Below are 26899 nucleotides of genomic sequence, written 5' to 3'. Positions count from 1 at the left end.
TAAGCAATCCGAAGCCGGCCTAAAAAACAAAAAGCCCGAACCGATGACAGTTCAGGCCGTGACCAGCACAATGCACATCAAGCGATGGATTCGGCTGGCTGATCTTGCAACAACGCCAACAAACGCGCAATTTCTTCGCGCATCTTGCGACGATCGACAATCATGTCGACAGCGCCCTTGGTGACCAGGAACTCGGCGCGCTGGAAGCCTTCCGGCAATTTTTCGCGCACGGTATTCTCGATCACGCGCGGGCCGGCGAAGCCGATCAGCGCCTTCGGCTCAGCGATCACGACGTCGCCCATGAAGGCGAACGAAGCGGACACGCCACCCATGGTCGGATCGGTCAGCACGCTGATGAAAGGCAATTTCTTTTCCGACAACTTGGTCAGCATCGACGTGGTCTTGGCCATTTGCATCAGGGACAGCAGGCCTTCCTGCATCCGTGCGCCGCCGGTGGCGGTAATACAGATGAACGGCACTTTCTGTTCCAATGCAACCTGGGCGCCGCGCACAAAGCGCTCACCCACCACGGAACCCATCGAGCCGCCCATGAATTCAAATTCAAAGCAGGCGACGACGACCGGCAGGCTCATGATCGAGCCGCCCAGCACGATCAGTGCGTCGGTTTCGCCGGTAGCGTCCATTGCCGCTTTCAGGCGGTCTGGATACTTCTTGCTGTCCTTGAACTTGAGGGTATCGATCGGCAATGTTTCCTGGCCGATTTCATAACGGCCGCCGGCATCCAGCAAGGCATCCAGGCGTTCGCGGGCACGAATGCGCATGTGATGGCTGCATTTCGGGCAAACGTGGATGTTCGATTCAAGATCGGTGCGATACAAAACCGCCTCGCAAGACGGGCATTTGACCCACAATCCCTCAGGGATGGACTTGCGCGTTGCCGACTCGTTGCGCTGAATACGTGGGGGCAGTAATTTTTCTAGCCAGCTCATGGAGCGACCTCCTTCAGATTTTTTCTTGCCGAATTGTACCTTCAACCCCAAAACGGCGAAACAGTTAAAACATTTACGGGACTGCGCTTAAGAGCCATCGCAGCAAGACAAATTGCCCCGCAACAACTAAAACCAAACAATATCTGCAAATTCCGGTAAATCCCGATGAAATTGCAATTTTAACTACAAATTATTCATCCAAGGCCTTGCGGATCCCTGACAGAAAACTCTCCACCGCCGCCACCGCTTGCTCGCGCGGGGTATTTTCCAGCTCCTGGATGATCCGGCTACCGATCACCACCGCATCGGACACCTGCGCCACCGCCTTGGCAGTGGCCGCATCACGGATGCCGAAACCAACGCCGATTGGCAATTTGACATGTTTGCGGATCGCCGCCACGCGCGCGGCGACTTCGGCTGTATCAATGTTACCGGCGCCGGTAACACCCTTCAACGATACATAATACGTGAATCCGCCGCCAACTTTGGCGACCTGCTGGATCCGCTGTTCGGTTGAGGTCGGCGCCAGCAGGAAGATCGGATCCATGCCGTTGGCCTGCATCTTGGCCGCAAATTCCTCGCACTCCTCGGGCGGATAATCGACCACGATACTGCCGTCGACACCGGCTTCCTTGGCTGCAGCGATGAAGGCATCGACGCCCATCCGCTCAAGCGGGTTGGCATAGCCCATCAGGACCACCGGCGTGCTGCTGTTGTCCTTGCGGAATTGCCGCACATAGCCGAGCACATCATGCAGGCTGACGCCGAACTTCAGCGCCCGCTCGCAAGCGCGCTGGATGACCGGGCCTTCCGCCATCGGATCGGAGAAAGGCACGCCCAATTCAAGGATGTCGGCGCCGCCGCGGACCAGCGCATGCATCAGCGGCACGGTCAATTCAGGCGCCGGATCGCCGGCAGTGATGAAAGGGATCAACCCCTTCTTGTTGTTTGCAGCGAGAGCGGCCAGTGTGGCTTGGATTCGGGACATAGTATTTTTTGATATGGGTTGCGTACGATGGATTACGTGTTTTTTTCAGTCCGCAGCGAACTTGAGGGGCCGCTGCGGACAAGGCCGACAACTGATCGCAATCAGTCCAGCTTCAAACGCTCCGCTACGGTATGCATGTCCTTGTCGCCGCGGCCGGACAGATTGGCGAGGACGATCTTATCCTTCGGCAAGGTCGCCGCCAGCTTGGCTGCATAAGCCAGCGCATGGCTCGATTCCAGCGCCGGGATAATCCCTTCGATGCGGCAACATGTATGGAATGCCGCCAGTGCTTCATCGTCGGTCACGGTTTCGTAGGTGGCGCGGCCGGAATCCTTCAACCAGGCGTGCTCAGGGCCGACACCCGGATAATCGAGACCGGCGGAAATCGAATGGGTCTCGATGATCTGGCCGTTTTCATCCTGCAGCAGATAAGTACGGTTGCCATGCAGCACGCCCGGCGAACCAAGCGTCAGCGAAGCAGAATGCTTGCCGCTGGCCAGGCCTTCGCCGGCTGCTTCGACGCCAACCAGGCGCACATCGTGGTGATCGATGTACGGATAAAAAATCCCCATCGCATTCGAGCCGCCGCCAACGCAGGCAACCACGTGGTCCGGCTGACGCCCGGTCATTTCAGGCATCTGCACCAGGCATTCGTTGCCGATTACCGATTGGAAATCGCGCACCATCATCGGATACGGATGCGGGCCAGCGACAGTGCCGATGATGTAGAACGTATCTTCGACATTGGTGACCCAGTCGCGCATGGCTTCGTTGAGCGCATCCTTCAAGGTCTTCGAGCCGGATTCCACCGGAACCACCTTGGCGCCCAGCAGATTCATCCGATAGACATTCTGCATTTGCCGCTTGACGTCTTCGCTGCCCATATAGACCACGCATTCAAGGCCAAAACGGGCGCAAATGGTTGCCGTGGCAACGCCGTGCTGGCCGGCGCCGGTTTCCGCGATCACGCGCGGCTTGCCCATGCGCTTGGCCAGCAAGGCTTGGCCGATCACGTTATTGATCTTGTGGGCGCCGGTATGGTTCAGGTCTTCACGCTTGAAATAGATCTGCGCGCCGCCCATCTGTTCGGACCAGCGCTTGGCGTGATAGATCGGGCTGGGACGGCCGACATAATGCTTCAGTTCGCTATGGAATTCAGCCAGAAATTGCGGCTCATTTTGATATTTGGCATAGGCTTGCTGCAGTTCGGAGAGCGCCAATGTCAGGGTTTCCGAAACAAAACTGCCGCCGTACATGCCGAAATGGCCGGTGGCGTCCGGCAGGTTGTATTGCGCACTTTGACGCAAGCTGGTGCTGGCGATAGCTTGGCGCTCGGCGTATTGCTCGAGCGGGTTGAATTCTTTCATGGTATTTCTCTCTGTATGTGTGCTGACTCTGTCGTGCCGCGCGGAGAATGCGTGAATAGCGCGCGGCAATCCGGACTATAAGCCGCCGCTATCGGCGTCTGCCTGCCGTACCGCATCGATGAATGCGCGGATCTTGGCGGCGTCCTTGATGCCCTTTTCCTGTTCGACGCCACTGCTGATGTCGACCGCAAAAGGACGTACGCGTTTTACCGCGTCAGTCGCATTGTGCACGCTCAAGCCACCACTTAAAACGACCTGAGGCGCGAGTTCTTTTGGGATGAGAGACCAATCAAATACCTTTCCACTGCCACCATAACCTTCAACCAGCGTATCCAGCAGCAAGCCTGCAAACAAACGGCTGCCGGAACGATAGGCCTGAGCGTATTCTAGCAAATCGGCGGGCACATGAGCAGTCCCGACGCGCATAGCTTGTATAAATGGGCGGTTGACCCGCTGCGCCAGCGCGGCACTGTGCGCCGCAGTCTCGTCGCCATGGAATTGCAACAATGACACCGGCGCCTCGGCAATGATATCGGCCAGTTGCTGCGGCTCGGCGTTAACGAACAAGCCGACAGTGGTGATAAACGGCGGTACCGTGGCCAGCAGGCGCGCCGCCTGCTGCGGCGTCACATAGCGCGGACTCTTCGGATAGAACACGAAGCCGAGCGCATCGGCGCCGGCGGCGATGGCCGCCTGGACATCCTGCTCGCGGGTCAGGCCGCAGATCTTGATTCTGGTACGGTGGCTCATGGTGCTTTGTATTTCATCTGGGTGATTTCATGGGAAGCAAGTTGCCACAGACAGTCAATATACCACTCTGAGCGAAATGATAAATAAACAATAAAATTGTATTAACACCTACAGCCACGGTAAAAACGCCGTCGGCTGTTGCGGCAACTGCCATTTTGGATCGTAGGCGACCTGAGCCAGGTACAAGCCGTCCGGCATGAAAGTGGGAGCGGCGCGGCTGCGATCGCGCTGTTGCAGCAATTCAGCGATCCATTCCGGCGGTTTGCTAGCGTTGCCGGCATAGATCAACGAGCCGACGATATTGCGCACCATGTGATGCAGGAAAGCATTGGCGCGCAGGCTGAAGACAATCAGGTCGCCGCGCCGCTCAATGCGGATCTCTTCCATCGTGCGCACTGGCGATTTGGCCTGGCATTCTACAGCCCGGAACGCGGAAAAGTCGTGGGTGCCGACCAGGTGTGCCGCCGCTTCACGCATCAGATCAACGTCCAGCGCCCTAAATACCCAACCGGCCTTCCCCTCCAGCAACGGCGAGCGAATCGGGTTGTTGTACAGCAGATAATGATAAGTACGCGCAGTAGCACTGAAACGGGCGTGAAACTGGTTTTCCTGGTCCGCATCGGCGGCCAGCGGCAGCTCGCGGGACCAACGCACCGCAATCGACGGCGGCAGGAAGGCATTCAGGCCACGCACCCAGGAAAACGACTCGCGCGACAAATCGGTGTCGAAATGCACCACCTGCTCCAGCGCATGCACGCCGGAATCGGTACGTCCGGCACAAGTCGTGTCGATCGCTGTCAGGGTGAATTTTTGCAAGGCGGCTTCCAGCCTGTCCTGCACGGTCTTGCCGCTAGGCTGTGTCTGCCATCCTTGCCAGGGAGTGCCGTCGTACTGCACGCCGAGAACGATCCGCTTCAATGCAACTCCAGTCATAAAAAAAATGAAAACGGGCGCTAGCATAACGCTGCGCCCGCTGAAAACAAATACTAAGCTATTTTTTTGTACTACTGTTTTCCTGTTTTTACCGCGTTTTCGTCACTTACAGCTTGGCCAACAGCGTCTTGGCTGCTTCAACCTGCTCACCGCTGCCACCCTTCAAGACTTCCTCCAGCAATTCGCGGGCACCTTCTTTGTCGCCGATTTCCTTGTAGGCGACAGCCAGGTCCAGCTTGGTTGCCATTTCCGGATTGGCGACTGCAGTAGCGACGTTATCAGCCGCTGCGTGCACAGGTGCTGCAGTTGCTGCAACTGCGGCCGGAGCATGTGCCTGGACGGCGTTATCGAGGTCCAGGTTCATGCCGGAAAGGTTGAATTCCAATGGCGCCACCATCGGCTCCGAATGCTGGGCGTATGTCGGCGCTACAGGTGCCTTGACCACCGGCTTGGTTTCAGCAGGGATATCGATATGCGCAACCGTTGGCTCATAAGTCGACGGCTTGCCGCTGACCGGGAATTCCAGATCAGTGAACAACGGCGCTGCGGCAGGCGCAGGAGCAGCAACCTTGGCAGGCGCGGCTGGCGTTGCGTGGGCCTTGGTGTCCAGCTCGAAGTCCAGCGAATCGAGCATCGACTTGCCGGCATCGTGCGCAGCCGACAGCAACACGGTATTCTGGTTAGCCGAACCTTCAGCGCCAAGCTCTTCCAGATCGAAATCCATGTCGTTGCCATGCGCTGGCGCTGCTGCTACATGTTTACCGAGTTCGTTATCAGTCAGCGGCTCCAGCAATTGCACTGGCGCAGTATGGACCAGCTCTGGAATCGGCGCAGCTTGTGGCTCAGTCGGCGCGGTCAACGAATTGAAGTCGAGGCCATCCATTGGCTGGGTCGGCGCAGTAATCGAATCAGCTTTTGCAATCACCTGTTCCTGCAGCTTGCCGCCGCCATACAAAGGATTGGTCGGATCGACACTCAGGCCGAGTGCTGCCGCCTGCTGCCAATCTTCACCTTCGCCCCGGGTCAGGCTGTACAACTCGCTGGCCAGGATTTCAAATGCGCGCGGGTCTTTGCGGTTGGCGTAGATTTCCAGCAGCTTGACGCGAATTGCGTTACGGCTCGGCTGGCTGCGCAAGGCTTCCTTGAGGATTTCTTCGGCTTGCGCATCGCGGCCATAGGCGATGTAGACATCTGCCTCGGCGACCGGATCGACATTGGTGTCGAGATGGCTGACCGACGGTACGAAATTCGAATTGAAGATGCTGTTCTTGGTATCGACGCTTTGGCCGCCGGTGGAACCGAACAGCGAATTGCCCTTCAGGCCCGAATTGGTCAGCGGTGCGCCGCTGCTATCCAGGAATGCCTGCTGACGCGCACGGTTGCGACGATAGCGGAACAGACCGAGTCCGGCCAGCAATGCAACCAACACGCCGCCGACTGGCAACAGCAATGGATTTTCGGTAAGGTTGTCCATGAAGCTTGGCTCGGCCGGGGCTGACGTCGCCACCTTCGGCTTGGCTACCGCTGCTGCTGGAGCAGGTTTGGCCGCCACCACTGGCGCTGCCGGCGCAGGAGCGCTGGCATCTGCGGAAGCTGCCGGTGCCGCAGCTGGCGCAGCCGCTTCAGTTGCAACCGACGCTGCCGCGGTAGCTGCTGCTGCGGCCGCAGGTGCTGTCGCAGCAGGCGTTGCTACAGCAGGAGTTGCCGCTGCTGCAGGCGTTGCCGCCGGGGTTGCTGCTACTGCAGCAGGAGCCGCCGCAGGCGTTGCCGGCGCAGCTTTCACACTGCTAGCCTGGTTCTGCAGATCAGCCAGGTTCTTGTTCTTCAATTCCAGCGTCTTTTGCAAATCGCTGACATTCTTTTCGAGTTCCTTGACGCGCGACTGGGCCTCAGCCGCAGCCTTTTCACGCGCAATTTTTTCTTCGGTCGCTGCAGTTGCGGCAGCTTCCTTGCTACCAGCAGCGCCGGCTGCTGCAGCTGCCGCTGCGGCAGCGCCACGCGACAGTTTCAGCTTGTCCTTCGATTCGCTGGCAGGCGTGGCCTGCTCTTCGACCTTGGCGGTAATCTTGCCGCCACCGCTTTGTTTCGATTCAGCCGCCTGATTCGGCGCAGCCGCTTCAACCTGGCTAGCCAGGGTATTGCGATAGCTCTTGAAATCCTTGGATTGCGCCAGCACTACGCCGCGCGCCTCCGATTTGCTGACGCTGCGTGCACTGTCGGCATCCGGAATCGACAGGATCTGGCCGGAACGCAAACGGTTCATGTTCTTGCCAACGAAGGCGCCTTCGTTGCTGCGATACAGCGCCACCAGCATCTGGTCGAGCGAAATGCCCGACGGCAGATTGGCGTTGGCGATACCGACCAGCGTGTCGCCTTTTTTCACATGGTAATCGCCGCTGGCAGCCGTTGCTGCCGGGGCCGCTGCGGCCGGTTTGGCCACTGCGCCTGCGGTGTTGCCGGATGCATTCGACGTGGCCGGCTTGGCAGCGCTTCCGCCAGACGCATTGGCGACTGCTCTGGCTGCCGCTGCACGGGTCGCATCAGAGATGGTCGAACCGGGTGCCGGCTGGAACGACGGCGCCTGGGACACTGGCGCTGCGACACTGCGGTTGGAACTTGCATTGGCAGCCTGGCGTGCAGCCGGTGCCGGCGCAGCCAGTTGGACTGGCTGATTCTGACGCTGACCGGCAGGATCGAGTAATAAGGTGTATTCGCGGACCAGGCGCGATTTGGTGCCGCCGAGTTCCATCAGCATATCGACGAACGGTTCGTTCATCGCCTGGTTCGACGTCACACGGACGAATTTGCGGCCGTTACGCTGATCGATGGCGAACTGCAGCGACAACAAGGCGGGATTGAAGTCAATATTGGCTTGTTGATAAGTTTCAGGACTGGCCAGCTTGGCGACCAGGCCATCAGCCTCATCCGGGCTGACCGCTGTCAGCTCGATCTCTGCCCGTAACGGTTGTCCCAGCGAGGACAGCACGGTTAATTTGCCCAACCCGGCGGCTTCTGCAGTGGAGATCAGCATTAACGCCGAGACCACGGCTGCAGTGAGTGTCTTTAAACCGGTGGAAATTAATGTATTCGAAGAATTCGTGTGCATGTTGTGTGGCATTAGGACTATCCGTTGGCGTCTATGGAATAACAAAGCTTGCTGAAAGCAAATACTGTACCCAGTTTTTCTAAAAATCAATACCTAGATTGACATGCTGTCGTAACAATAGCCGGTAGATTATTAGTTATACCGACAAGATACGGCAAGCCCGCTAAGAGCTTCATTGGGGAAGTACTTAGCGGGCTATCTTGCAAGTCGGCAACAATATCACAACTACTGCGACAAGTCAGGTATCAAGGACGATCCGCAACATGCGACGCAGTGGCTCGGCGGCACCCCACAATAATTGGTCGCCGACGGTAAATGCTGACAAATATTCGCCACCCATCTGCAATTTACGCAGACGACCGACAGGAATTGTCAGGCTGCCGGTCACGGCGGCAGGCGTCAGGTCGCGCATCGAGGCCTCGCGCTCATTCGGCACCAGCTTCACCCACTGGTTGTTGCTGGCGATGATGTCATTGATTTCATCCAGCGGCACGTCTTTCTTCAGCTTGATGGTCAATGCCTGGGAATGACAGCGCATGGCGCCGATGCGGATGCACAGGCCATCCACCGGAATTGCCTTGCCGCCATTGCTGAAACCTTCGCCACGGCCAAGGATCTTGTTGGTTTCGGCGCCGGCTTTCCACTCTTCCTTCGACAGGCCGCCACCCAGGTCCTTGTCGATCCAGGGAATCAGGTTGCCGCCGAGCGGCACGCCGAACTGCTTGGTTTCGTCAGCCGACATCGAATGCTGCTTGCCGAGCACCTTGCGATCGATTTCCAGGATGGCCGATTTCGGATCGTCCAGCAATGCCTTGACTTCGGCATTGATCGAACCGAACTGTGTCAGCAGCTCACGCATGTGCTGGGCGCCACCGCCGGATGCAGCCTGATAGGTCATGGAGGTCATCCACTCGATCAGGTCGTGCTGGAACAGGCCGCCCAGGCCCATCATCATGCAGGACACCGTGCAGTTGCCGCCGATGTAGTTCTTGACGCCGCGCTTCAGGCCGTCCTTGATCACGTCCAGGTTGACCGGATCGAGCACGATGATGGCGTCGTCCTTCATGCGCAGCGTCGAAGCGGCGTCAATCCAGTAGCCATTCCAGCCGGCCGCGCGCAACTGCGGGAAAATCTCGCTGGTGTAGTCGCCGCCTTGGCAGGTAATAATGATGTCGCATTTTTTCAACGCTTCAATATCGGTGGCGTCTTTTAACGTTGTTTCGTTTTTCGCCAGTGCCGGTGCTTTACCGCCGGCATTTGAAGTTGAGAAAAATACCGGTTCGATATGGGCGAAATCGCCCTCTTCTTGCATACGCTGCAACAAGACCGAACCCACCATGCCACGCCAACCGACCAAACCAACCAGTTTCATCATGATTCCCTAACAAAATCGGGGAAAAGCCCCGTACTCCACGGCAGACCCACCTGCCAAATTCTTTTATCCCAGCGCCTTGACCACAGCCGCACCCATTTCGATGGTGCCGACCTTGGTAGTACCTGCTTCATAAATGTCAGCAGTACGTAAACCTTGCGCCAGCACTTTCTTGACCGCGTTGTCGATACGATCGGCCTGCTCCGCCTTGTTCAGCGAGAAGCGCAGCATCATTGCCGCCGACAGGATGGTCGCCAGCGGATTGGCGATATTCTTGCCAGCGATATCCGGCGCCGAACCGTGCGACGGCTCGTACAAGCCCTTGTTGTTGGCGTCCAGCGATGCCGACGGCAGCATGCCGATCGAACCGGTCAGCATGGCGGCCTGGTCCGACAAAATATCGCCGAACATGTTGCCGGTGACGATGACGTCAAATTTCTTCGGCGCGCGCACCAGCTGCATCGCAGCGTTGTCGATATACATGTGGTCCAGCGCAACGTCAGGATATTCCTGATGTACTTCAGTGACGATATCTCTCCAGAACTGGAAAGTTTCCAGCACATTGGCCTTATCGACGCTGGTCAGGCGCTTGTCGCGCTTTTGCGCTGCCTGGAAGGCAACGTGGGCGATACGGCGGATTTCCGGCTCGGCGTAGCGCATGGTGTCGAAACCTTCGCGTTCGCCCTTGAAAGCGCCATCCGGTGCGGTGCGGACACCGCGCGGCTGGCCGAAATAAACGTCGCCGGTAAGTTCACGGATGATCAGGATATCCAGTCCGGACACCACTTCCGGCTTCAATGTCGATGCATTGGCCAGTTCCGGATACAGGATCGCCGGACGCAGGTTGGCGAACAGACCGAGGTGCTTGCGCAGGCCGAGGATCGCCTGCTCCGGGCGCAACGAGCGCTCCAGGTTGTCGTACTGCCAGTCGCCGACGGCGCCGAACAGGATCGCATCGGCTTCCTTCGCCAGTTTCAGCGTGCCCTCCGGCAGCGGATGACCATGCGCGGCATAGCCGGCGCCACCGACCGGAGCGCTTTCCAGTTCGAATTTTTCGCCAAGTGCATTCAACACATTGACCGCTTGATCAATGATTTCCGTACCGATGCCATCGCCTGGCAAAATTGCTATCTTCATTTTTTCCCGAGATTGAAAAATTCAAAAAATATTCGTTACCGATGCTGCGCAATACTGATTTAAATCGTGTTGGCCAGCCAAGGCTGCGCAAACAGGTGCCGCTCTTCAAAATCACGAATCTTGTCGGCCTGGCGCAAGGTCAAGCCGATGTCGTCGAGGCCGTTGAGCAGGCAGTACTTGCGGAACTCACCGATCTCGAACGGATAGCTGATGTTGCCGTTGGCAGTCGTGACCAGTTGTTTTTCCAGATCGACCAACAGACGGAAGCCCGGGAACGCCTTGACCTCATCGAACAGGCGATCGATCTGGGTTTCCGGCAGCACGATAGGCAGCAGGCCGTTCTTGAAGCAGTTATTGAAGAAAATATCGGCAAAACTCGGCGCGATCACGGCGCGGAATCCGTACTGATCGAGTGCCCACGGCGCATGCTCACGCGAGGATCCGCAACCAAAATTCTTACGGGTCAGCAAAATCGACGCGCCTTGGTAGCGCTGCTGGTTCAACACGAAATCCGGATTCAACGGACGGCGCGAATTGTCCATGCCAGGCTCGCCATGGTCCAGGTAACGCCATTCGTCGAACAGGTTAGGGCCGAAACCGGTGCGTTGAATCGATTTCAGAAACTGCTTCGGGATAATCGCATCGGTATCGACATTGGCGCGATCCAGCGGCGCCACCAAGCCATCGAGAACAGTAAATTTATTCATGCTATTTCATTCCAATAATAGTGCGCCACATGGCACATAAAAGGTGGCATCACATGCGGCAACCTTGCCAACCTATTTGCCAGCCTACTTGCCTTGAATTTTCTCGCCGACGCGTTCCATGTCCTGGCCAAAACCGTGAACTGTATTGCACGCCGACAGTACCACTCCAGCAATCAGCAACACACATAGCGTAGCTACTTTTCTCATCTTCCAGAGTCCTTCTGCAACTGTTTTATAACAAGATCAAAGTGAACGCACGTCGACGAAATGGCCGGCAATGCCTGCCGCCGCGGCCATCGCCGGGCTGACCAGATGGGTGCGGCCACCGGCGCCTTGCCGTCCTTCGAAATTGCGGTTCGAGGTTGAAGCACAGCGCTCACCCGGCTCGAGACGGTCGGCATTCATCGCCAGACACATCGAACAGCCCGGCTCACGCCACTCAAAGCCGGCGTCCTTGAAAATGCGATCCAGGCCTTCACGTTCAGCCTGCTCCTTGACCAGTCCGGAACCCGGCACCACCATCGCCAGCTTGACATTGGAAGCGCGGAACTTGCCGCGCACCACGGCAGCTGCCGCGCGCAAATCTTCGATCCGCGAATTGGTGCATGAGCCGATGAATACCTTGTCGATACGGATATCTTCGATCGCGGTGTTTGGCTTGAGCGCCATATAGGCCAATGCCTTTTCCATGCCGTCGCGCTTGGTTGGATCTTTTTCCTTGTCCGGATCCGGCACCCGGCCGTCAACCGCCACCACCATCTCGGGCGATGTGCCCCAGGTTACCTGCGGCTTGATTTCGGCGGCGTTCAGGGTCACCACCATGTCGAATTTAGCGCCCGGATCGGAATGCAGCGTGCGCCAGTACGAGACGGCGCGCTCCCAGTGCGGCCCGACCGGCGAAAACGGCCGGCCCTTGACGTAGTTGAGCGTGGTGTCGTCAACCGCGATCATGCCGGCGCGCGCGCCGGCTTCGATCGCCATGTTGCAGACCGTCATGCGGCCTTCCATCGACAGCGCCCGAATTGCAGTACCGGCGAATTCGATCGCGTAGCCGGTGCCGCCTGCAGTGCCGATCTGACCGATCACGGCCAGCACGATATCCTTGGCGGTCACGCCGTTAGGAATCGCACCATCGACCTGCACCAGCATCGACTTGGACTTCTTGGCCAGCAAGGTTTGCGTCGCCAGCACGTGCTCGACTTCGGAAGTGCCGATGCCATGCGCCAGGCAGCCGAAGGCGCCGTGGGTTGAGGTATGCGAATCGCCGCAGACCACGGTCATGCCGGGCAGCGTTGCGCCCTGTTCAGGCCCGATGACGTGGACAATGCCCTGGCGGTGATCGTTCATGCCGAAATAGGTCAGGCCGTAGCTCTTGGCGTTGGCGTCCAGGGTTTCAACCTGCAAACGCGAAATCGGATCGGCAATACCGTTGGCGCGATCGGTGGTCGGGACGTTATGATCGGCCACCATCAGGTTGGCCGGCAGCCGCCAAGGCTTGCGCCCGGCTAGCTTGAGTCCTTCGAACGCTTGAGGGCTGGTGACCTCGTGCAAAAGATGCCGATCGATATACAGAATCGCCGTGCCATCCTGTTCGGTATGGACGACGTGGGATTCCCAAAGTTTGTCGTAGAGCGTTTTAAGCATGATCCGGGGCGGGTTCGAGGCCGCGCAAAACAGTGAATTTAGCTCTTGATTATGCCATAGAAGCAGCCCTCTAATAGCCTTCAAGCCTCGAAAACCACATATGGATGCCTGCCGCGTTGCAGATCATCACATGCCGGTCCGTCCGCGAACCGGGAAAAATCAAGCCTTAAGCGGGAAAACCCCTACAGTGCAGTGCGATCAAAATAAAGTGACTTAGGACTTGAGCAGGCGCATCAGATTGAGCTTGCCGGTCGCCAAGGCGGTGCCAAACAGTACGATCAGGCAGCCCAGCAGCATGGTAACGGTAACCTGCTCGTGCAGGAACAACGCACCCCAGATCACGCCAAAGATTGGGATCAGGAAAGTCACCGATGCTGCATAAGCCGCGCCGGCATGTTCCAGCAAGCGGTAAAAAATTGCATAGGCAACGCCGGTACACACCACACCCAGCGCCAGCACCGCATACCAGGCAGTGGCAGATACCGCAGCGGTCGGCCAGTAGCAGATCGCCAGCGGCAACAACACCAGGGTCGCAAAAAACTGGCTGCCGAACGCCACTACAAATGGCGGCACGCCGGCCAGCCGGGTTTTCGAATAGTTGATGGCGAAGCCGTACGACAAGGTTGCCAGCAACACTGCGCCAATCGCCAGCCAGACGCTAGGCAAGCCCTCGCCGATCTTGTCCCACACCAATGTAATGACGCCGATCATGCCGACCAGCATGCCGAGCGCTTGCGCCCTGCTCATCGGCGCCTTCAACCACAGGAATGCAATCAGGCCGGTCCACAGCGGCGTGGTCGCATTCAAGATCGAATCGAAGCCGGCGCTGACATGCAAGGTCGAATAGGCGAACAAGGAAAATGGCAGCGCCGAATTGGCGACACCGACCACCAACAGCGGCCAGGCTTTGCTACGCATGTGACTGCGGGCCGCGGCGGAACGCATCACCGGCAACAGCACCAGCGCGGCGATGCCGACACGCAATGCAATCAACGGCACCGGCCCAAACTCCGGCGCTCCTACGCGCATGAAAAGAAATGATGCGCCCCAAATGGCAGCGAGAAAAAGCAGTTCGGCGATATTCATGGGAGGGATGTCGTTTGAAGTTGGGTGTCGGTGAGACGCTGCATTTGCATGCGGCAATATATCCGATTACGCGCCATACGTGAAAAATTCGTTTCGCAATTGGCTTACCGGTATTTCCACGCCAACTGCGAGAGCCGCAATGGCAAAGGCGTTGCAGCTTGTTGGGCGCAACTGCGCCTGCCATCAAATACGCATCGACACACCATCACATCTTCCAAATCCAGACAAGCAACTCGTTGTTTGCGGCACCTTGTCAAAATCGGACATCGCATTTCGCGATTAAATTTCCACCCATCACTAATGAAATCGTCGGCCTTGGAGATGCTGCGAATGTACTGTCATTTTTTACATTTTTTGTTAGCGCTCACATCGCGCCGACATGGAAAAAAATATCCATCTCCGCCAAATGCGGTGTCCGAACCAGACAAGGTTTTGTCGTAAACACTCTGTTTTGCAATCCTATTATCAGATCAACGCAAATGTGCTCGCTCCTCGAGTCCAGCGCTGATCAGTTTCTTCATCTCACGATTCGATCACGCTCGGCCTTGTCGAAAAAAGACATTTTCGTTCTGGCTTGATGAGACATCCGCAACGTCTGTTGTCGCAAGGGAAGCTAGCTCCAATGAAACGGAGCTTCGCGACGCAACACGTTGCTGGCATGCACTTCATCTGTAGTAACGCTTGTTTGTGGCTAGGGGCGCACAAACAAGACACTCTAGTGAATGATGCCCCCACTCCAAGGAGAAACAGAAATGAAAAAGCAAATTATTGCCGCATCAATCATGTCGCTGTTCGCTGTCTCTGCATTCGCTCATTCATGGGGTTCATCCGGCTCGAAAACCACTAACACCACCAGCACTGCAGTTGGCGTATCGATTGGCGGTAACGGTGGCGCTGGCGGTTCGGCAACTTCGGGCAGCGCAACAGGTGGCTCGGCAACAGGGGGCAAAGCAACTGGTGGCAATGCAAGCCAAACCATTACCGGTGGCACAGCCACTAGCGGCGGCAACCTGACTGCTGCTGGCGGTGGCAAGGCAAATGGCGGCGACACCAAATCGGGTGGCACAACCGGCAGCAGCTCGCAAGGCGGCAACGGTGGTGGCGCATTGTTTGGCAGCGCTAATGGCGGCGGCTCCGGTTCCGGTAGCACTGCAGGCAATGTCCAAGCTGCAAACGGCAATGCACTTGCTGGTGGCGGCTCAGCTACTTCCAGCACAGGTGCCTCAAGCGCCAATACCGGCGGGTACAACGCCGGCGGTTCTGCAGGCAACTTCGTGTTCGCAGGTGGCGGCTCTTCCGGCAATGCTACAGCAGGCAGCGGCGGTGACGGCGGCAACGCAAGCTCGCATGTAAGCGCCGGAAAATAACGGCAAGCAACGGCTCGGTTACCGATGAGTTGCGAGAGGGAAGGACCCCTTCCCTCTCGTTTATCAAACCAACCATTACGATGGAGAAGCCATGAAACGCAAACTTATAGGTATCCTGATAGCCTCGGCCTTCACATTACCAGCAATAGCACAAACGACTACGCCTTCGACCTCATCCACCGCTACCTCGGTCGCAGTTGGCGGCGGCGGCGGCACCGGCGGCTCGGCTGCAGGCGGCACGGCAGCAGGCGGCAGCGCAACCGCTTCAAGCGGCGGCAATGCAGCTGGCGGCAGTTCGACAGTAAGCCTGTCCGTCACTTTGCCCAGCTCCACATCCGGCACATCTTCCGGCACCTCTGGAACCTCTGGCACAACATCATCGCCGACAGGCACTAGCTCAGCCGCAGGCGATCCGGCAGGCACCACATCGACGGTGAACTATGGCGGCACCTACACCGTCAAGACCGTACCGAATATTGTTGCACCATCGCTGACGACAACGCTGTCCGATACCTGCATGGGTTCGGCATCGTTCGGCCTGTCCTTCACCGGCTTTGGCGCAACTGGCGGCACCACCATGGTCGACCAGGCTTGCGTGCGCCGGCTCGATTCCAGGGAATTTCGTGCGATGGGTTTAAACGACGTTGCACTGGCGTTACTGTGCCAAAGCGAGGCCAACCGGAAAGCAGTTGAATCGACCGGACGCTCCTGCCCTGGCATGGAAAGAGCCGCTGCACCAGCCGCGCCTGCAACACCGGCAGCCGCACCTTCGGCATCGTCGACCAGCACCGTCGGTCAAAACAGCATCAATAACATCGGCGATCAGTACAAGGATCCATTGATACGCGCACGACTTGGCCTGGACACACTGTCTGCCCTAACCGCACGTTGAGCCGAAACGCAAGGGGATGCCATGAAGCGCACGCCATTCTCAAGCGATCAGATTGCCGCAGCTCTCAAACAGGAAGAGCTGGGTATGCCGGTGGCTGACGTGATAAGGCAGGCTGGAATCACTGAACGCACCTTCCTCAACTGGAAGAAGCAGTACGGTGGACTTCCAGGCTATCCGCACGATTTGAAATGCCTGCAAGAAGAGAATGCCAAGCTGAAGCAAATCGTGGCGGAGCTGACACTGGAGAATTCTCGCTTGCAGGATGCACTGGACGACAAGAGAGGCAAGCATGAACACTACAGTTCTTCGAATTGAAGGTGACTGAATCGAACGGTCGGCGATGATGCAAGCACCAGGTTTGACAGGGATAAGATGGATGAAAAACAGCTTCCGTACACCAACTAAATACTCAGCAGAAATTAACATTGGTGCACAACATCAATTCCCTCAAGAAATCTTTTTGCTCCTATGTAGAAGCTTGTGCAAACACGCCACAAAACTGACTATATTTAACAATCATTAGCTGGACAAATTTCAGTTTTGTAGCAGAATGAGGAATAACAATTTACTAATAAAAAATTGCGTTCCGGCAATGCAAAACAGTAAGTTGGCCGCAGGGAGAGTCTCATGGATATCGAGTGCGTAAAGACACTTGAGGTGATAGACGACAGCAGCTCAACCAGGCATATCGGTATTATCGTTTTTGAAGGGGTCGTACTCGCCGATGTGGTCGGCGCGGCCGACGTCTTCGGCATTGGCGACAAACTGATATCCACAGTATTTCCTGGCACGACGCGTTACGCTGTTTCAGTTCTTTCCATATCGGGCGGCATGATCATGTCATCAGCCTCCGTACAGATCATGACTTCGCCACTGGCATCTTTCGGCGAACACCAATTCGACACATTACTCATCGCCAGCGGCACCGGCAATTTCGATGCTTACCGCGACCCCGATCTTATCGCCTGGCTGCAACGCATGCGCAGTAACGTCCGCAGGATTGCTGCGATTTGCACCGGCGTGTTCGTCATCGGCGCCGCCGGCTTCCTGAACAATCGTCGCGCCACCACCCATTGGGCGTTGCTGGACAAACTGGCGCGCGAGTTTCCGCTGGTGAAAATCGATCGCGAGTCGCAAATCAGCGAAGACGACGGCATCTTCACTTCTTGCGATGTTGGCATGGCGGCAGAGCTCGCATTGCGCCTGCTGGAAAACGATCTCGGTCCGGCAGTTGCGCAACGTGTCGCGCAAAGCCTGGTGGTATGCCAGCGCCGGCGTGACAACCCGCCGGCCCAGCACGCCACGCGCTCGGCCGATCCGGCCAAGAGCAGCAAGATCCACAAGGCATCGCTATGGTTTGTCGAGCATCTTGCCGAGTCGATCAGCGTCGTCGATGCCGCCAATCACGTATCCATGAGTGAACGTAATTTCGTCCGCCAATTCAAGCGCGAAACCGGCCAGACGCCGCACGACTTCCTGCTGAACCTGCGCCTGGAAGCGGTGCGCCAGCAACTGACTGAGACCGACCTGCCGGTCGATAAAATTGCGCGGCGCTGCGGCCTGTTCAGCGGTGAACATGTGGCCAAACTATTCCGCAAGCATATGTGGACTTCCCCGACAGAGTATCGCAAAGGCATACGTTCTTCCTGAAAATAATTCCAAGCACAGGTGGACACTCCGATGAATACCCCCATCGCGATAGCGCCCCGCCAAGTGCGCTTTAGTCTCAAGCCCCTGCCGATCACGCTTCTGGCAACGGTCTTTGTGGTACTGGTCTGCACGTCCCTGATGTTGATTGAGGTATGGCGCAGCTGGAACGCGCGCAGCCTGCAATTGCGCGAGACCGAAATCGCCACCTCCAACCTCGCCCGCGCGCTGTCGCAGCATGCCGATGACACCCTCAAAGAAGCTGACACGGTGCTGGTCGGCGTGGTTGAACGCCTGGAAATGGATGGTACAGGCAGCGTCGCGCTGGAACGCCTGCATCGATTGCTGATCCAGCACATCGGCGAACTGCCGCAGTTGAACGACTTATCGATTTACGACGAAACGGGACTATGGCTGGTCAACGCAAAAAGTGGCCCTATTCCTTACCTCAACAACGCTGATCGCCAATACTTCATCCATCACATCGGCTCGACCGACCGCGGCCCTTTCATCGGGCCGCCGGTGCGAAGCCGTTATAACGGCGAATGGATCGTCACGGTATCGCGCCGCTTCAACCATGCGGACGGCAGCTTCGCTGGACTGGCGCTGGCCACCATCAACATCAGCTACTTCAAGAATTACTACGACAGCTTCGACATCGGCCATGCCGGCTCGATTATTCTGAGTCTCAACGACGGCACCATGCTGGTCCGACGCCCGATGAGCGACGACACCATCGGCAAGAACCTGGCGAATTATCCGATCTATCGTGACTATGCCGCCAAGAATGCGGAGGGTACGGCCATCATCGCCTCCGGCCAGGACGGACTGGAGCGCTTGATCGCCTATCGGCATTTGCAGGAATATCCATTATTCGTCACGGTGGCGCGCTCCAAGGACGAGGTGTTGAGCGGCTGGCTCGCCGACTCTCATCTGCATTTATTCGGCGCCTTGCTGTTGACGACTGCCCTGGGTTTACTGGGCTGGCGGCTGATTCACCAAATCCGGTTGCGCTTGTTGGCGGAAGCCGATTTGTTGCAGGTCCAGGCTTCATTGAAAACGCTGAACCAGCACCTGGAGCAATTGGCACTGCAGGACAGCCTGACCGGACTAGCCAACCGGCGCCAGTTTGATAGCGCCTTGCGCGATGAATTCAGCCGTGCCATGCGCACCGAGAATCCGCTGGCGCTAGTCATGATCGATGTCGATTGCTTCAAGCAATATAACGACATCTATGGCCATCCGGCTGGCGACGAATGCCTGCGACAAATCAGTGAAGTCATCAAGGCCAGCAAGAACCGCCCCGGCGACCTGGCGACGCGTTACGGTGGTGAGGAATTGGCAGTCTTGCTACCGGATACCAACCTGGCCGGCGCCATCGCCGTGGCTGAGAAAATCCGGCTGGCGATATACAACCTGCATATCGAACATCCGCACGGCCCGGCCGGAGTGGTGACCATCAGCGCCGGCGTCGATGCCTTCGTGCCGGTCAGGGACGGCAATATCCCATTTGAATTGGTACAAGCGGCCGACAAAGCCTTGTATGCAGCAAAATCCGCCGGCCGCAATCGTGTCTGCTCCAATGCCGATTTGCATTAGGGCCTGTTAGCACTCATGCCCGCCCTCGCCGCCCCCGTTCATAGACCAGTGCGCCAACCGCGATCAAGCGGTACAGTTCCTGCTCGGTCAGCTTGTACGACAGCGCTGCAATCTCGCGTGCCAGCATCCCGATCAGTAAATCGTTTCCCGGTACCTGCGCCTGTGGGCTTGCGCATGCAATCAAATCGACTATTTGTTCCGCTCTCATGATCCCACCTCGGAAAGATTAACTGTAAGACCTCAGCCGGCGCCTCGCTGGAAACGTATTACCTTATTGTTATTGCCGTTTCCAGGAAGCTGGCCTTGAAGTAGGATTTGCCCCGGCGCCTCAGTGTGAGATGGTTTGTCGGTTCTCGATGGGGGCTGTCACCGCCAACCGGCCCAGCATCGAATCAGGAAGCGTCGCATGTGCAGCCGACACCTCCTTCCGAGTGGGCCGATCTACATCATTGTTTCTTGCCGCCGCCCAGCAAGCCGCCCAACAAATTGGTGACGGGCGCTAGCGGATTACTAGTTGTACCGGCTGTACCAGTTGTGCCTTTGCCGCCAGTCAGGCCAGCAACCAGGTTTGTCACCGGTGCCAGAGGATTGGCAGTCGAGCCAGTTGTGCCAGTTGTGCCACCGACGGCACCGGTCAAGCCGGCTACCAGGTTGGTAACAGGCGCCAATGGATTGCTACCCGATCCAGTGCCAGTTGCGCCACCGAGTCCGCCAGTCAGGCCGTTCAGCAAGCCGGTAACAGGGGCCAATGGACCACTGCCCGAACCGGTTGCACCGCCAAGTCCGCCAGTCAGACCGCTCAGCAAGCCGGTAACAGGAGCCAATGGGCCGCTGCCCGAACCAGCTGCACCGCCAAGTCCGCCAGTCAGGCCGCTCAGCAAGCCGGTAACAGGAGCCAATGGGCCACTGCCCGAACCAGCTGCACCGCCGAGTCCGCCGGTCAGACCGCTCAGCAAGCCGGTAACAGGAGCCAATGGGCCGCTGCCCGAACCAGCTGCACCGCCAAGTCCGCCAGTCAGGCCGCTCAGTAAGCCGGTAACCGGAGCCAGTGGGCCACTGCCGCCAGCCGCGCCGCCCAGTCCGCCAACCAACCCGGTCAGCACGTTATCGACAGGCTGCAGCAGGCCGCCGGTCTTGTTGCCCAGCAAAGGCTGGCCAGTGCCCACCAGGGCATTTGTGCCGAGGCCGGCCACTGTGGCGCCGACACCGTTGACTACCGGGCCCAGGCTGCTAACCACAGGTACATTGGCGCCAGTCAGCGCATTGCCCAGAGTATTGACGCCACCACCGACAGCAGCCAGCAAGCCGTTCACTGGCTGGTTCAAACCGGTCGCATTCCCGACTGTCTGTGTCAGCGTCGTCACGGTGCTGGTCAGCGGCACAATCGCCTGGCCCACGGTTTGCGTAATCTGTTGCACCGGGCCGGTCGACAACGCATTGGTCAGTGGCGCGCCCAGCGCGGAAACCGCACTGCCCACCTGCGTTACCAAACCACCTACCGGCGTGGTGACTGCCGCCAATGGTGCTAACGGTCCGCTGCCGAGTCCGGTCACCAGTTGTCCCGCGCCTTGCACCGTGTTGCCGACTTGCGTAACGACACCGCCGACACTGGAGACAGTGGTGCCAATTGCATTTGGATTGCTGCCGAGTTGGCCAAGGCCGTTAGTGACACCCGCGCCCAACGTGGTGACAATTCCGCTGGCGCCGTCGACCACTCCGGTCAAGCCGCTCTTGGATTGCGTCGACAACAACGGAACATTGTTAATGACCGTGCTGCCTATCGTTGCTACTGCGGTTCCTGTGGTGGTTACAGTGCTGCCGACATTGGAAAGGAAATTGGCCGATGCACCTGTTCCGCCGCCTGTTCCGCCGCCTGTTCCGCCGCCTGTTCCGCCACCTGTGCCGCCACCTGTGCCACCGCCAGTACCGCCACCTGTGCCGCCACCTGTGCCGCCGCCTGTGCCGCCACCTGTGCCACCACCTGTGCCACCACCTGTGCCACCACCTGTGCCACCACCTGTTCCACCACCTGTACCGCCACCTGTGCCGCCGCCTGTGCCACCACTGCCGCCACCGTCAGAACCGCCACTTGTGCCACCGCCCGAGCCACCACCATCTGATCCGCCGCCCGAGCCGCTGCCTGAACCGCTGCCGGCTCCTGTGCCGGCGGTAGTCCCGGATGTTGATCCGAGCGACTTCCCTAGGTCTCCGCCGCCACTGGCACAACCGGCCAGCAAGGCTGTTAACAAGATGGATGCTGCAACGACGCCACTTTTACGCGATGCTTTCATGATGTATCTCCCTTGGTGAAATTTAGAACCACACGTTCATGTGGTGCTATTTCGCAAAGAGCGTGCCAGTCGTAAAACAGCGAATTCAGGAAGTAAAAAACATCCTCCATCGGCGTCGAAAAATACAAATAACCCTTATTAATCAATGACTAAAGAGTTTTCAACAAAATCTTGAAGGCCTCCACTGCCAGCAGCATTTATGGCGATTGATACGTTACATGTAACGTAACGCCGGGCGCATCGACCACACAATAAATTATTAAAAATACATCAATCAGCAATTTAAAAGGAAACTTCAAATACGGCTTTCCTAACATTCGACCACGCGACGCAATGGGCGCACGGCAACACCATTTACCCCATAGTCAAAATTGAGATATCCTCGGGCATCTAGCAAGAACGGCAACACAATCGCTTGCTTGCAATGTTCTCGACGACGTACGCAACTAGTTGCCATCGGTAGAGTCAGAGGATGCGCCGTCGCCACAGGCAGGTCGGCAGGCGTCATTGAAATTGAATCAAAAGAGATCGATTAATCAGAGGAATGTCATTGTCGGTACAGAATCCCCGAGGGCTAGGCCCGCAAACACACAAGCAAACGAAATTTGCCGGCTACTTGCTGTCGCTTATCCTGACCCTTGCACTCGCAGCTTGCGGCACACCGTCCGGCTCTGGCAGCGGCGCATCGCCAACTCCCAGCGGCCCCGGCTATTACACGGTGCAAAAGGGCGACACCTTGTCCAGCATCGCCCGCAAATTCCGCCGCAGCAATAGCGAAATCATCGCCTGGAACAAACTGGCGGATCCGAATGACATCAAGGTGGATCAGGTGCTGCGGGTCGTTCCGCAAGGCACACGCAGCAGTGCGCCAAGTACGGCCAGCAGTGCCAAAAGCCCTGCCCGCAGCAACAGCGGCAATAGCAGCGCCGATAGCAGTGACAACGACACGGGAGCCGATGCCAAGGACGCCATCGACTGGGGCTGGCCGGCGAACGGAAAATCCAGCAATGGCGCCGGCCAGGGTAAAAAGGGCATCGATATTTTTGGGCAGCTCGGGCAGCCGGTGCTGGCTGCCGCCAGCGGCAAGGTGATGTATGCCGGCAGCGGCATACGCGGCTACGGCAATCTGGTGATCGTCAAACACAACAGCAACCTGCTGTCGGTCTATGCACACAACAAGACCATCACCGTCAAGGAAGGGCAAATGGTTAGCAAGGGCCAGCAAATCGCTGAAATGGGCAAATCCGACAGCAATGCCGTCAAGCTGTATTTCGAAATCCGCCGCCAGGGCAAGCCTGTCGACCCGACGCGCTACCTGCCCAGCCGCTGATCGCACAAAAGAAAATGCCCGGAGGCGCCTGATTGGGCGCTCCGGGCATTCCTGGAATCAGTTGCCTGACTCAATACGCTATATAAGGCCCTACCGTTCCCGCCGCCGTGACGCCTTCAATCGCGGTATACACCGAGCGCCCGAAGAAGAACGGCAATCCCCAGTCAAAATACGATGTGAAGGCCGGACCGCCGGCAAGGTTGTTGAACGCCGTGTTGTTTGGATTGGACTGGAACAAACTATCGGCATTGGCCACATTGAAATTCACCGTACCGCTGCGCCCGTTGATACCGGTATTGACGACGCTACGGCTCAATGTCGAAATCGGACAATAAAACCCTTGGCTGACACTGCAATTCGGAATCGTGCTGTCGGCGAAGAACAAGCCATTCGAGCCACTGTCGAAAAACGCCTGCACCACCGTGCCCTGATACAAGGCGCTCAGGTTGCCCGAACTATTCAGCGTGTAGATGCTGGCGCTGCCAAGGGCATTATTGGTTTGCGTACCAATCCCGAAAATCAGCGAACCGGTCACCCCGGCGGCGCCGTTGCTGCCTACCGACGGCAGTTGGATCACCGTGCCATTGTTATCCTGCGGGAAAACTGCGACCGGATTACCAACCTGTTTGGCGACACTCAGAGCCGCCGCCGTGCACGTGCCTCCGGGGCAGGTGTAGTACCAACCCGCCAGCGCTTGTGATGCGCAGGCACTGCCGCAATCCTGGGCAAAGGAACTGATTCCGAGCACCCCGTTGGCGCGGAATGCCGCCACGGTATTCTCCGCCACCAGGCCGCCCGAGCAACTACTCGGGACGTTGGGAAATGCGTTGTCGCCGATGATCTGGACCGATATCCCGCTGGCCACTTCACCTGCGACACGCAAATCCGCCTGTTTGACCGAGCCCCAGCTATAGCCATCGGCAAAGCGCGCGCACTCGGCGATTGCATTGCCACCGGCATCGGTGAGCGCCGGCAATGTAGCCGCTCCCGACAGCACCGACGAGATGATCCGCAAACCGCTGGAACCGGTGTCTACCAGGATGTGGTCGATGGTTTGGCATTGGGTGCTGCTGCCAGGCTGGCAGATGGTTACCGAGACATACGGAGAATTCACTGCGCCGACCGACTGGCCGGACGAAGTGTTGGGTCCACTATCAACCACGATCGACACAGAATTTTGCACAGTCGGGGGCACCACCGGCGGGGTAGTCGGCGTCGTACTGCCGCTGGAACCGCCACCGCCGCCGCAGGCAACTAACAACAGGCTGCTGAGCAGGCAAACAAGATACGTCAAAGGGCGCATGGTCATCTCCGGTCAGCGAATGTCATTAGGGGTCACGCCTTGCGGCAACAAGGCCGGCACGTAGGCGCTGCCGGCAAATGAACGCATATGGCCACCGGAACGCAATACCAACTGATCGGACTGGATCGCTACCGCCCGTCGCCCGGCATGGGGCACGCTAGCCGCGGCGACAAATTGCTCTGAGTAGCTACCCAGCAACTCCTGCAGATTCGGCATGCTAGGACCTTGCCAGCTCACCGCAAAGACAATGTTGTCAGCAGAAACGTATTCCTTGACCGTCGTGCCAGACGGCTCCAAGGTCTCACTGACCGAGTAACCATTGTAATTAGTGACGCGCGCAGCGGCTTTGGCGCGCACGCTGTCAGCTTGGGTGCTGCTGGCTTGAGGACTACTGGCTTGCGCGGCGCCGGGAGCGCCGCCGAGTGCGGCAAACGCCGGCAGCGACTGCGCCAGCAACATGGCGCACAGGCAGGAAACGGGAAATCTCATGACTCACCTCTGTTCGATTGACAATGACCTTGTGAAATCATAACCGATGCCGCAGGGCAATTTACAAAAGTTGTTTTAGAATCTTTCCATGCCATTCTCATCGATGATGTGCTAGCAATTTCAATCCGCAACCATGACAGCAAGCCCTCAGATTAAGACACTTCAGCTCCGGTTGACAAGGCGCGACCGCACGAAACCTATGTGCTCCCGCAACACATAAAACTGATCGGCAAAAGCCAGCGGCATTTTCATCCGGTTCACCGCTTCTTCGATATGGTCTAGCCGCTTGAGCAGATGTGCCTGTTCCTCCGGCGTATGGGTCACAGCGGCACGTTCCAGCGCGATCAGGGTGCCATACCAGCGATAGATGCGCGACTTGATGCGCCAGCCGTACAGTAGCGGCACTAGTTTGAAGCCTGGTATCAGCAGCAGGATGATCGGCAATACCACCACCAGGGTACGATCGACCAGGCTGGCCAGCCAGAATGGCAAGGTACGGTAGAAGAAGCCCTTACCGGATTTGTAATAGCGCGTGGCGTCGTCGCTGATGCGGAACTCGTGAGCCAGCGGCGCCGGGAATTCGCCGGCACGCTGCAGCACGTTGGCGCCGCCGTTGACTTCCTTGGCGGCATCGATCAGCAGGTCCGATAAGGCCGGATGCAGATCCTCACGCGCCACCAATTCGGCAGTCGGAGCAATCAAGCGCATGTCGCGATTTGGAATGTTCTTGCCGAAATCAAACACGCCCTTCGGTATCCGCAGCTCGTTCAGATAACTGAAGCGCCGCGCATAAGCGCTGGCCTGGGCGAAATCGAGCAAGCGCACGCCGGGCGTACGCAACAGCTTGCCCATGGTTGGCGGCGAAGCAGAATCGCCCATCAGGAAAGCCGCGTCAATCTTGCCGTCGGTCAGTGCCTGGGCGGCCTCATCGCCGCCCATGTCAAGCAGCTCGGTCTTGCCGCCCGGCTCAATGCCGTTTGCCTTCAGCAAGGTCAGCGCCAACACGCGCGAACCGCTGCCTTGCAGGCCAATGGCGACACGTTTTCCCTCCAGCTCAGACAAGCGATCGAGCGCTTTATGGCCGCGATAGAACACCGACACCGGCACATAAGCAACGCTGCCGAGTGACACGAGCTCATCAATCGGTATGTCCCCGGCCACCCCGCCCTGCACAAAGCCGACATCAACGCCGGATTTCGGATCGTTCAATTTGCGCAGGTTATCCAGTGATCCTTCCGATGTGACGATCTTCAGCGTGATGCCGTTGCTCGCCATGATCTTGCTGTATTTCTGCGCGGTGTTCCAAAAATTGCTGTGCTCCGGCCCGGTGGCGATGGTGATGGTCTTCGGCGGCGCCGGATGGATGAACCAGATTGCCAGCCAGACCGCGATGATCGCCAACAGCGCAATCGGCCCGAAGCTGATGGCCAGGTCGCGCCAGGAGATCGCAACGAAACGGGTCTTGATATTGATCGCAGACTGTTTCAGTTCAGCGGGATTGAGCGGAGTAGCCATGGGAGTTTGTCTGTCGTTGAAGAGTTTGGCGTGATTGCCGTGACACGATTCACACTCTGCTTCATTTCTGGCGCAAAGGGGCCAGCAGGTGCGTCAACGCATTGTGATCCAGTTCATACATCAGGGCGATCAAGCCGCCCAATTCACCTGACGGGAAACCTTCGCGTGCAAACCAGGCCAGGTAATCGCCGGGCAGGTCCGCCAGCAACCGTCCCTTGTATTTCCCAAAAGGCATCTGGCGCGTCACCAGCAGTTGTAAGTGTTCGGGGTTCATATTGATATGGCCTGAGGATTGCACGAGCAATGACAAGAAAATAAAGGCAGCAAAGGCGCGTATTGTGCCAAATATTCCTGACGCCATGCGATTTTGATTGAAATGAGCGCATCCGCAGCCAAGGAGAAAATCCTCTACACTGTCGACGGTCA

At 57.8% G+C, this 26899-nt stretch carries 24 protein-coding genes; 6 read left to right on the top strand and 18 right to left on the bottom strand.

The window, feature by feature from the left end:
• Positions 1-77 precede the first annotated feature (77 nt).
• From accD to ACIPF8_RS02270, 12 genes are all read right to left on the bottom strand, one after another.
• On the bottom strand, positions 78-950 hold the full coding sequence (gene accD, locus ACIPF8_RS02325) for an acetyl-CoA carboxylase, carboxyltransferase subunit beta (protein WP_400416871.1): 873 nt from the start codon (positions 948-950) through the stop codon (positions 78-80).
• Positions 951-1140: 190 nt separating this feature from the next.
• A complete protein-coding gene (trpA, locus tag ACIPF8_RS02320) occupies positions 1141-1938 on the bottom strand; it encodes a tryptophan synthase subunit alpha (RefSeq protein WP_400416870.1) in 798 nt (265 codons plus the stop codon).
• 101 nt (positions 1939-2039) lie between these two features.
• Complete coding sequence (trpB, locus tag ACIPF8_RS02315; RefSeq protein WP_400416869.1) at positions 2040-3305, bottom strand: tryptophan synthase subunit beta; 1266 nt, start codon at positions 3303-3305, stop codon at positions 2040-2042.
• 75 nt (positions 3306-3380) lie between these two features.
• Positions 3381-4067 carry a phosphoribosylanthranilate isomerase gene (locus ACIPF8_RS02310; RefSeq protein WP_400417012.1) on the bottom strand — a complete coding sequence of 229 codons (687 nt, stop codon included), beginning with the start codon at positions 4065-4067 and terminating at the stop codon, positions 3381-3383.
• A 96-nt stretch (positions 4068-4163) separates the two neighbouring features.
• Complete coding sequence (gene truA / locus ACIPF8_RS02305) at positions 4164-4988, bottom strand: tRNA pseudouridine(38-40) synthase TruA (RefSeq protein ID WP_400416868.1); 825 nt, start codon at positions 4986-4988, stop codon at positions 4164-4166.
• A 106-nt stretch (positions 4989-5094) separates the two neighbouring features.
• Positions 5095-8094 carry a FimV/HubP family polar landmark protein gene (locus ACIPF8_RS02300; RefSeq protein ID WP_400416867.1) on the bottom strand — a complete coding sequence of 1000 codons (3000 nt, stop codon included), beginning with the start codon at positions 8092-8094 and terminating at the stop codon, positions 5095-5097.
• 238 nt (positions 8095-8332) lie between these two features.
• Positions 8333-9466, bottom strand: a complete 1134-nt coding sequence (gene asd, locus ACIPF8_RS02295; RefSeq protein WP_061535314.1) for an aspartate-semialdehyde dehydrogenase — start codon at positions 9464-9466, stop codon at positions 8333-8335.
• A gap of 66 nt (positions 9467-9532) precedes the next feature.
• Positions 9533-10603, bottom strand: coding sequence for a 3-isopropylmalate dehydrogenase (leuB, locus tag ACIPF8_RS02290; protein ID WP_400416866.1), 1071 nt, complete (start codon positions 10601-10603; stop codon positions 9533-9535).
• A gap of 59 nt (positions 10604-10662) precedes the next feature.
• Complete coding sequence (leuD, locus tag ACIPF8_RS02285) at positions 10663-11310, bottom strand: 3-isopropylmalate dehydratase small subunit (RefSeq protein WP_400416865.1); 648 nt, start codon at positions 11308-11310, stop codon at positions 10663-10665.
• Positions 11311-11394: 84 nt separating this feature from the next.
• Positions 11395-11517: an entericidin A/B family lipoprotein gene (locus ACIPF8_RS02280; protein ID WP_400416864.1), complete on the bottom strand. Its 123-nt coding sequence runs from the start codon at positions 11515-11517 to the stop codon at positions 11395-11397.
• Between the two features lie 36 nt (positions 11518-11553).
• Positions 11554-12954 (bottom strand): 3-isopropylmalate dehydratase large subunit, encoded by a 1401-nt coding sequence (leuC, locus tag ACIPF8_RS02275; protein ID WP_400416863.1) that lies wholly within the window; start codon positions 12952-12954, stop codon positions 11554-11556.
• Between the two features lie 213 nt (positions 12955-13167).
• The gene (locus tag ACIPF8_RS02270; protein WP_400416862.1) at positions 13168-14040 is read right to left on the bottom strand and encodes a DMT family transporter; all 873 of its coding nucleotides are present in this window, start codon (positions 14038-14040) and stop codon (positions 13168-13170) included.
• A gap of 752 nt (positions 14041-14792) precedes the next feature.
• Between ACIPF8_RS02270 and ACIPF8_RS02265 the strand changes: the two genes are divergently transcribed.
• The 5 genes from ACIPF8_RS02265 (at position 14793) to ACIPF8_RS02245 (ending at position 19545) form a co-directional block, all read left to right on the top strand.
• On the top strand, positions 14793-15407 hold the full coding sequence (locus ACIPF8_RS02265; protein WP_400416861.1) for a hypothetical protein: 615 nt from the start codon (positions 14793-14795) through the stop codon (positions 15405-15407).
• 91 nt (positions 15408-15498) lie between these two features.
• A complete protein-coding gene (locus ACIPF8_RS02260; RefSeq protein ID WP_400416860.1) occupies positions 15499-16299 on the top strand; it encodes a hypothetical protein in 801 nt (266 codons plus the stop codon).
• A 21-nt stretch (positions 16300-16320) separates the two neighbouring features.
• Entirely contained in the window at positions 16321-16614 is a 294-nt protein-coding gene (locus tag ACIPF8_RS02255) for a transposase (RefSeq protein WP_061537240.1), read from the top strand.
• Between the two features lie 312 nt (positions 16615-16926).
• On the top strand, positions 16927-17949 hold the full coding sequence (locus ACIPF8_RS02250; RefSeq protein ID WP_400416859.1) for a GlxA family transcriptional regulator: 1023 nt from the start codon (positions 16927-16929) through the stop codon (positions 17947-17949).
• A gap of 30 nt (positions 17950-17979) precedes the next feature.
• Complete coding sequence (locus ACIPF8_RS02245; RefSeq protein ID WP_400416858.1) at positions 17980-19545, top strand: diguanylate cyclase; 1566 nt, start codon at positions 17980-17982, stop codon at positions 19543-19545.
• A 13-nt stretch (positions 19546-19558) separates the two neighbouring features.
• Here the strand turns inward: ACIPF8_RS02245 and ACIPF8_RS02240 are convergent, their stop codons facing one another.
• Both ACIPF8_RS02240 and ACIPF8_RS02235 read right to left on the bottom strand, forming a co-directional pair.
• Complete coding sequence (locus ACIPF8_RS02240; protein ID WP_061537241.1) at positions 19559-19753, bottom strand: hypothetical protein; 195 nt, start codon at positions 19751-19753, stop codon at positions 19559-19561.
• Between the two features lie 238 nt (positions 19754-19991).
• The gene (locus ACIPF8_RS02235; RefSeq protein ID WP_400416857.1) at positions 19992-21836 is read right to left on the bottom strand and encodes a collagen-like triple helix repeat-containing protein; all 1845 of its coding nucleotides are present in this window, start codon (positions 21834-21836) and stop codon (positions 19992-19994) included.
• Positions 21837-22452: 616 nt separating this feature from the next.
• On the opposite strand from ACIPF8_RS02235, the gene ACIPF8_RS02230 reads away from it, so the two are divergent.
• Complete coding sequence (locus ACIPF8_RS02230; RefSeq protein WP_400416856.1) at positions 22453-23166, top strand: peptidoglycan DD-metalloendopeptidase family protein; 714 nt, start codon at positions 22453-22455, stop codon at positions 23164-23166.
• A 70-nt stretch (positions 23167-23236) separates the two neighbouring features.
• Here the strand turns inward: ACIPF8_RS02230 and ACIPF8_RS02225 are convergent, their stop codons facing one another.
• The 4 genes from ACIPF8_RS02225 to ACIPF8_RS02210 form a co-directional block, all read right to left on the bottom strand.
• Positions 23237-24469, bottom strand: a complete 1233-nt coding sequence (locus ACIPF8_RS02225; protein WP_400416855.1) for a DUF3443 domain-containing protein — start codon at positions 24467-24469, stop codon at positions 23237-23239.
• 12 nt (positions 24470-24481) lie between these two features.
• Positions 24482-24958 (bottom strand): DUF2844 domain-containing protein, encoded by a 477-nt coding sequence (locus ACIPF8_RS02220; RefSeq protein WP_400416854.1) that lies wholly within the window; start codon positions 24956-24958, stop codon positions 24482-24484.
• A 162-nt stretch (positions 24959-25120) separates the two neighbouring features.
• A complete protein-coding gene (locus ACIPF8_RS02215) occupies positions 25121-26473 on the bottom strand; it encodes a TAXI family TRAP transporter solute-binding subunit (RefSeq protein WP_400416853.1) in 1353 nt (450 codons plus the stop codon).
• A 61-nt stretch (positions 26474-26534) separates the two neighbouring features.
• Positions 26535-26747 carry a DUF3820 family protein gene (locus tag ACIPF8_RS02210; protein ID WP_400416852.1) on the bottom strand — a complete coding sequence of 71 codons (213 nt, stop codon included), beginning with the start codon at positions 26745-26747 and terminating at the stop codon, positions 26535-26537.
• Positions 26748-26899 lie beyond the last annotated feature (152 nt).

Origin of the sequence: Collimonas sp. NPDC087041, assembly GCF_044745265.1 — a bacterium.
Taxonomy (GTDB): domain Bacteria; phylum Pseudomonadota; class Gammaproteobacteria; order Burkholderiales; family Burkholderiaceae_D; genus Collimonas.
Note: the sequence above shows the minus strand (reverse complement) of the source record. Positions and strands in the feature narration are given on the sequence as shown.

Coding starts and splice junctions, on each gene's coding strand:
- accD (WP_400416871.1), bottom strand. CDS start 950: ATGAGCTGGCTAGAAAAATTACTGCCCCCACGTATTCAGCGCAACGAG.
- trpA (WP_400416870.1), bottom strand. CDS start 1,938: ATGTCCCGAATCCAAGCCACACTGGCCGCTCTCGCTGCAAACAACAAG.
- trpB (WP_400416869.1), bottom strand. CDS start 3,305: ATGAAAGAATTCAACCCGCTCGAGCAATACGCCGAGCGCCAAGCTATC.
- truA (WP_400416868.1), bottom strand. CDS start 4,988: ATGACTGGAGTTGCATTGAAGCGGATCGTTCTCGGCGTGCAGTACGAC.
- ACIPF8_RS02300 (WP_400416867.1), bottom strand. CDS start 8,094: ATGCACACGAATTCTTCGAATACATTAATTTCCACCGGTTTAAAGACA.
- asd (WP_061535314.1), bottom strand. CDS start 9,466: ATGAAACTGGTTGGTTTGGTCGGTTGGCGTGGCATGGTGGGTTCGGTC.
- leuB (WP_400416866.1), bottom strand. CDS start 10,603: ATGAAGATAGCAATTTTGCCAGGCGATGGCATCGGTACGGAAATCATT.
- leuD (WP_400416865.1), bottom strand. CDS start 11,310: ATGAATAAATTTACTGTTCTCGATGGCTTGGTGGCGCCGCTGGATCGC.
- ACIPF8_RS02280 (WP_400416864.1), bottom strand. CDS start 11,517: ATGAGAAAAGTAGCTACGCTATGTGTGTTGCTGATTGCTGGAGTGGTA.
- leuC (WP_400416863.1), bottom strand. CDS start 12,954: ATGCTTAAAACGCTCTACGACAAACTTTGGGAATCCCACGTCGTCCAT.
- ACIPF8_RS02270 (WP_400416862.1), bottom strand. CDS start 14,040: ATGAATATCGCCGAACTGCTTTTTCTCGCTGCCATTTGGGGCGCATCA.
- ACIPF8_RS02265 (WP_400416861.1), top strand. CDS start 14,793: ATGAAAAAGCAAATTATTGCCGCATCAATCATGTCGCTGTTCGCTGTC.
- ACIPF8_RS02260 (WP_400416860.1), top strand. CDS start 15,499: ATGAAACGCAAACTTATAGGTATCCTGATAGCCTCGGCCTTCACATTA.
- ACIPF8_RS02255 (WP_061537240.1), top strand. CDS start 16,321: ATGAAGCGCACGCCATTCTCAAGCGATCAGATTGCCGCAGCTCTCAAA.
- ACIPF8_RS02250 (WP_400416859.1), top strand. CDS start 16,927: ATGGATATCGAGTGCGTAAAGACACTTGAGGTGATAGACGACAGCAGC.
- ACIPF8_RS02245 (WP_400416858.1), top strand. CDS start 17,980: ATGAATACCCCCATCGCGATAGCGCCCCGCCAAGTGCGCTTTAGTCTC.
- ACIPF8_RS02240 (WP_061537241.1), bottom strand. CDS start 19,753: ATGAGAGCGGAACAAATAGTCGATTTGATTGCATGCGCAAGCCCACAG.
- ACIPF8_RS02235 (WP_400416857.1), bottom strand. CDS start 21,836: ATGAAAGCATCGCGTAAAAGTGGCGTCGTTGCAGCATCCATCTTGTTA.
- ACIPF8_RS02225 (WP_400416855.1), bottom strand. CDS start 24,469: ATGCGCCCTTTGACGTATCTTGTTTGCCTGCTCAGCAGCCTGTTGTTA.
- ACIPF8_RS02220 (WP_400416854.1), bottom strand. CDS start 24,958: ATGAGATTTCCCGTTTCCTGCCTGTGCGCCATGTTGCTGGCGCAGTCG.
- ACIPF8_RS02215 (WP_400416853.1), bottom strand. CDS start 26,473: ATGGCTACTCCGCTCAATCCCGCTGAACTGAAACAGTCTGCGATCAAT.
- ACIPF8_RS02210 (WP_400416852.1), bottom strand. CDS start 26,747: ATGAACCCCGAACACTTACAACTGCTGGTGACGCGCCAGATGCCTTTT.